The organism is Hydrogenophaga sp., assembly GCF_051007235.1.
Taxonomy (GTDB): domain Bacteria; phylum Pseudomonadota; class Gammaproteobacteria; order Burkholderiales; family Burkholderiaceae_C; genus Hydrogenophaga.
In genome coordinates this window covers 1-5,474 of sequence record NZ_JBPCSJ010000292.1, presented here as the reverse complement: position 1 = coordinate 5,474, position 5,474 = coordinate 1, and the positions used below count along the sequence as shown (strand labels likewise).

Annotated in this window: 7 protein-coding genes and 1 pseudogene; 5 read left to right on the top strand and 3 right to left on the bottom strand. The window is 68.4% G+C overall.

The annotated features are described in order from the left end of the window. A pseudogene (locus tag ACR2JA_RS10370) lies at positions 1-354 on the top strand (porphobilinogen synthase); the annotation flags it as partial. 14 nt (positions 355-368) lie between these two features. After that, on the top strand, positions 369-1,490 hold the full coding sequence (locus ACR2JA_RS10365; RefSeq protein WP_434009006.1) for a magnesium transporter CorA family protein: 1,122 nt from the start codon (positions 369-371) through the stop codon (positions 1,488-1,490). A gap of 3 nt (positions 1,491-1,493) precedes the next feature. Here the strand turns inward: ACR2JA_RS10365 and ACR2JA_RS10360 are convergent, their stop codons facing one another. The 3 genes from ACR2JA_RS10360 to ACR2JA_RS10350 are packed head-to-tail and all read right to left on the bottom strand — an operon-like array spanning position 1,494 to position 3,786. Next, positions 1,494-2,144 (bottom strand): glutathione S-transferase family protein, encoded by a 651-nt coding sequence (locus ACR2JA_RS10360; protein WP_434009005.1) that lies wholly within the window; start codon positions 2,142-2,144, stop codon positions 1,494-1,496. Then, the gene (locus ACR2JA_RS10355) at positions 2,141-3,097 is read right to left on the bottom strand and encodes an amidohydrolase (RefSeq protein ID WP_434009004.1); all 957 of its coding nucleotides are present in this window, start codon (positions 3,095-3,097) and stop codon (positions 2,141-2,143) included. Before ACR2JA_RS10355 ends, ACR2JA_RS10360 begins: the two co-directional genes overlap by 4 nt. Positions 3,098-3,102: 5 nt before the next feature. Continuing rightward, positions 3,103-3,786 (bottom strand): dienelactone hydrolase family protein, encoded by a 684-nt coding sequence (locus ACR2JA_RS10350; protein WP_434009003.1) that lies wholly within the window; start codon positions 3,784-3,786, stop codon positions 3,103-3,105. Positions 3,787-3,908: 122 nt separating this feature from the next. On the opposite strand from ACR2JA_RS10350, the gene ACR2JA_RS10345 reads away from it, so the two are divergent. From ACR2JA_RS10345 to ACR2JA_RS10335, 3 genes are all read left to right on the top strand, one after another. After that, the gene (locus ACR2JA_RS10345) at positions 3,909-4,655 is read left to right on the top strand and encodes an SDR family oxidoreductase (RefSeq protein WP_434009002.1); all 747 of its coding nucleotides are present in this window, start codon (positions 3,909-3,911) and stop codon (positions 4,653-4,655) included. A 12-nt stretch (positions 4,656-4,667) separates the two neighbouring features. Next, complete coding sequence (locus tag ACR2JA_RS10340) at positions 4,668-5,171, top strand: MaoC family dehydratase (protein ID WP_434009001.1); 504 nt, start codon at positions 4,668-4,670, stop codon at positions 5,169-5,171. Positions 5,172-5,175: 4 nt separating this feature from the next. Then, a partial coding sequence (locus ACR2JA_RS10335) for a MarC family protein (RefSeq protein ID WP_434009000.1) occupies positions 5,176-5,474 on the top strand: 299 nt, incomplete at its 3' end.

Genomic DNA, 5,474 nt, shown 5'->3' with positions numbered 1-5,474 from the left:
TCGGCCGCCAACCTGGGCAAGGCCGACAAGAAGGTCTACCAGATGGACCCGGGCAACAGCGACGAGGCCCTGCGCGAGGTGGCGCTGGACATCGCCGAAGGCGCAGACATGGTGATGGTCAAGCCCGGCATGCCCTACCTGGACATCGTGCGCCGCGTCAAAGACGAGTTCCACATGCCCACCTTCGCCTACCAGGTCAGCGGCGAATACGCCATGCTCAAGGCCGCCGCGATCAACGGCTGGCTGGACCACGACGCGGTGATGATGGAAAGCCTGATGGCCTTCAAACGCGCAGGTTGTGACGGCATCCTGACCTACTTCGCCCGCGACGCCGCCCGCCTGCTGCGCGCCTGAACGGGCCCGGACCGATGCGCGTCTTCCTCGTCCTGCCCGGCTCGGTGATCGAGACCGACACGCTGCCGTCGCAGGCGCCTGCAGAGGGTTTTGTGTGGATCGCCTGTGGGCGGCGCGAGTTCGAGCTGGAACAGGCGCACATCCAGAGCACCCTGCAGCGGATGCACCGCACGTCGCTGGTGGACCTGCACATCTCGGACCTGCTCAACAACCAGTTGCCCTCGCACTTCGACTACACCTCGCAGTACGACCTGCTGGTGTTCCGGCGCCTGGCCGCCGGCCACAGCGAAACCGACCTGGCCCATCCCGGCCAGGTGCTGACCCAGGCCACACGGCGCGGTGGGCCCCCGGTGCTGCGCCGCATCGACACCAGCCCGGTGGGCTTTGCGGTGTTCGACCGCGTGCTGCTGACGGTGCACCCGGCCGGCTGCACGGTGCTGGACCACTACGCCACGCGCCTGCTGGCGGCGGGCACCAGCGCCGCACGGGCCGCCGGCGTGAACCTGCCCAGCGGACCGGCCGACCTGATGCTGCGCATCGTCAACCAGATGGTGGACGGCTACCTGGAGCTGCGGCGCGAACTCACGCGCCAGCTGGACCACTGGCAGGCCGAACTGCTGCACCCGTCCACCCGTTTCAACAACTGGAGTTCGCTGCTGGACGCGCGCATCTCGCTGCACCAGCTGGACCAGATCTGCGAAGACCAGCGCGCCGCCATCCAGGACTGGATCGAGGCACTGGCTGGCTGGGAGGTGGTCGAGGGCGCGAGCGACCACTTCGGCGGCCACAAGGGGCTGGAACTGCTGAAGGTGCGCAGCCGCGACGTGCTGGAACACATCGAACGCGTGATCCACCACGTGCGGCGGCTGGAGCAGAACGCCGAGACAGCGGTGCAGATGCACTTTTCGGCGCAGAGCAACCGCACCAACGACATCATGCGCACGCTCACGGCGCTCACGGCCATCTTCCTGCCGCTGAACCTGATCGCGGGCATCTTCGGCATGAACTTCGAGTTCATCCCGCTGCTGCACGAGCAGGGTGGCTTCTGGTGGGCGATGGGCTCGATGGTGGCGATCGCTGCGCTGCTGGGCGTGCTGTTCTGGCGCAAGCGCTACCTGGCCCGCAGCGCACGCTGAACCTCAGATGAAGGGCGGCTCCAGCGCCTCGCTGGCCAGCGCGCGCTGCACCGCGGGGCGGTCCAGCATGCGCTGCAGGTACGGCCCCAGGTGGGGCAGCGAGCGGGCCTGGTGCTCGTCGAAGTTGCGCGTCCAGCGGCAGAGCGTGAACACGAAGGGATCGAGCGCGCTGTACGTGGCGCCCATCAACCAGGGGCCGCCGTGGCGCGCCAGCTCGGCGTCCAGCTGGTCGATCAGCTCGTGCACCTTGCGCTGCGCCTGGCGACGCACCTGCTCGGCCCCCGCCGCGTTGTCCAGGTCCACCCAGCGCCAGGGGTAGAAGTAGACGATCAGCGTGGCTTGCAGGGTGTTGGTCAGCCACGCCATCCACTTGTAGAAATGGGCGCGCTCGTGCGTGCCCAGCGCGGGCGCAAGCCCGGCCTGCGGGCGCGTGTCGCACAGGTGCAGGCAGATGGCGGCGGTTTCGTAGAGCACGAGGTCGCCGTCCACCAGCACCGGGATCAGGCCGTTGGGGTTCAGGCGCAAAAAATCGGGCGACTTCTGCTGGTCGCGCATGCGGTCGACCAGCACCAGCTCGAAGGGTTCGCCCAGCTCTTGCAGCAGGATGTGGGGCGCCATGCTGGCGGTGCTGGGGTAGTGGTGCAGCTGGATCATCGGTTCGCGGGGGTCAGACCAAAAAGACGGGCGCCATTGTTCCACGCGATGCGCCGCGCCACATCGGCCGGCAGGCCACCCAGCCAGGCGCGGTAGCCCTGCATCAGCTCGTCGTAGTACAGCCAGCGCTGGTTGACCCAGGTGTCGGAGCCGATCAGGAAGCGGTCGGGGTACTTGAGCAGCAGGGCACGCCATTCGGGGCAGAGCTGACCGCCGTCGCAGGTCAGGCCAGGGCGGTAGGACAGTTCGCCCATCAGCTGTGGGTAGCGCGACAGAAGCTCATCCACCCTCTGCACCGGCGTTCCGCCAATGCCGGTGTGCGCCCAGATCAGGTTAAAGCCGCTGCCCCCACGCTCAGCCTTGTGGCGGCCCCGCGGCAGATCGCTCGGCCCGCTGGAAGCGGTGTGCGCCATCAGCAGGTCGATGGCCACGTCGTCCACGTGCGCGAGGATGGCCAGGCCCTTGTCGGCGGCCAGTGCCATGAGCTGCCGCGCCACCGGGCCGTTGGCGTTGGCGCTGTCGTAGAGGTGGAACTCGCCCAGTCCGCGGTAGGGGCCGCTGGGGGTGCCGCGCGCCAGCTCGGTCTGCACCAGCTCGGCGATGCTGGGGTCGCGGAACCAGTTGTTGTAGTCCGCCCGGTCGCGGTAGAGGCGCACGAAGGGCACGACCGTGACGCCAGCGGCATGGGTTTGCGCGCGCGCGTGCGCCAGCGCACGGGTGCCGTCGTTGGGTCGTGAATTGGCCACGATGGCGCGCACACCGTTGCGCTGCATGCGCGCGAGCACGTCCTCCAGCGGGTGCGGGCAGGCGGGATCGGGCGAGGCGTGCACGCAGGCTTCGTCGTTGTAGTGCAGGTGGGCGTCGAACAACGGACCGGCGTACGGGGTTTGCGCCTGCGCCGCAGCGGTACAGGCGACCGCCAGCAGACCCAGCAGCCGCGCGGCGGGGGCCATGGCCGTCAGCCCAGGTGCTGCGCCAGGAAGGCCAGGGTGCGTTCGCGCGCCAGCTGGGCGGCCGCGGCGTTCCAGCTGCCGCGCTGGTCACAGTTGAAGCCGTGGTGCGCCGGGTAGGTGTGCACCGTCACGCCAGGGTGGGCCTGGCGGAAGGCCTGCACGCTGTCCAGCGGGATCCATTTGTCTTCTTCGGCGAAGTGGGCCAGCACGGGCACCTGGGGGCGGCGTGCGACTTCGGCCGGGGTGGTCATGCCGCCACCGTAGTAGGGCACCGCGGCGGTGAGGCCCACGAGTTCGCAGGCACTGCGCCAGGTGAGCAGGCCGCCCCAGCAGTAGCCCACGATGCCCACCTTGCCGCCCTGGGCGGCGTGGTGAATGGCGGCCTGGATGTCGGCCAGCACGCCGGGGTCCGGCAGCGCTTCCACCGCGGTCTTGAGCTCAAAACCGGCTCCCATGTCGGCTTCGGTGTAGCCCAGCTCGACGCCGGCCTTGACACGGTGGAAGGTGGACGGCGCGACGACGAAGTAACCCTCGGCGGCGTAGCCGTCGGCCACGGCCTGGATGTGGCTGTTGACGCCAAAAATCTCCTGCAGCACGACCAAGCCGCCTTTGGACTGGACGGCGGGCTGGGCCACGTAGGCGGGGAAGGTGAAGCCGTCGGCGGCGGTGAGCTGGACAAAAATTCCCATGAAGTCTCCGTGCGTTGAATGTGGGGGGTCCGGTCCGCGACGGGCGCGGCGCCGGCCGCTGCGTTATGGTGCGGCAGACGCGGTTGTACCGCTGTTTGACCCGGTTTGGAGGAGACAAGGACATGGACAAGGTTTTGCTGGTCACCGGCGGCAGCCGCGGCATCGGCGCCGCCACCGCCTGGCTGGCGGCGCAGCAGGGCTGGGCCGTGGCGGTGAACTACGCCCACAACTCGCTGGCCGCCGACGAGGTGGTGCGCCGCATCCGCGCCAGCGGCGGCAGCGCCATCACCGTGCAGGCCGATGTGGGCGACGAGGCGCAGGTGCTGCGCATGTTTCAGAAGGTGGACGCCAAGCTCGGCCGCCTGACCGGCCTGGTGAACAACGCGGGCGTGGTCGACGTGACGGCGCGGGTGGACGAGATGGGCGTGGCGCGCTGGAAGCGCATGTTCGACATCAACGTGATCGGCAGCATGCTCTGCGCGCGCGAAGCGGTGCGCCGCATGAGCACGCGGCACGGCGGCGCGGGTGGGTCCATCGTCAACGTCTCCAGCGCAGCGTCGCGCCTGGGCTCGCCCGGGCAGTACGTGGACTACGCGGCGGCCAAGGGCGCGATCGACAGCTTCACCATCGGCCTGGCCAAGGAAGTGGCGGCCGAGGGTGTGCGGGTCAACGCGGTGCGACCGGGCCTGATCGAGACCGAGATCCACGCCTCGGGTGGGCTGCCCAACCGCGTGAAGGACCTCCAGCACCTGGTGCCCATGCAGCGCGGCGGCACGGCCGACGAGGTGGCACAGGCCATCGTCTGGCTGCTGTCGGACGCTGCGAGTTACACGACCATGAGCCTGCTGGATGTGTCTGGCGGGCGTTGAACAAGGAACTCCATGACCGCAACAACACCCGAGAACAGCCCCCATATCAAAATCTGGTGGGAAGACCTGGAGATCGGCCAGGTGCGCGACCTGGGCAGCCTCTCGCCAACGCGCGAAGAGATCATCGCCTTCGCCAGCCAGTTCGACCCGCAGCCCTTTCACCTGAGCGACGAGGGCGGCAAAGCCTCGGTGTTCGGCGCCCTGAGCGCCAGTGGCTGGCACACCTGCGCCATGGCCATGCGGCTGATGGTGACGAACTTCCTGCACGAGACCTCCAGCCTCGGATCGCCCGGCCTGGAAAGCCTGAAGTGGACCAAGCCCGTGTACCCCGGCGACGTGCTGCGCCTGCAGCACACCATCACCGAAAAGCGCCCCATGAGCAAACGCCCCGACGTGGGCCTGGTGCGCACCGTGTGGGAGATGTTCAACCAGCATGGCGACAAGGTGCTGCACATGGAGGGCTACGGAATGTTCCGGCTGAAAGAGCCCCGACCCGCCGACCCGCCCGCACAATAGCGGCATGGATTTCAAACCCCTCATCACCCTGCTGGCCATTGTCAACCCGCTGGCCATCGTCCCGTTTTTCATCCACTACACGCAGGGCTTCAGTTCGGCGCAGCGCAAGCGCACCATCCTGATCTCGTCGTTCAGCGCGTTCGCGGTCATCGCCACCTGCGCGGTCATCGGTCTGCAGATCCTGGAGTTCTTTAGCATCTCGCTGGCGAGCTTCCAGGTGGGCGGCGGCATGCTGCTGCTGACCTCGGCGCTGTCCATGCTCAACGCCCAGCCGGCCGAGGCCAAGGCCACCAAGGGCGAGGT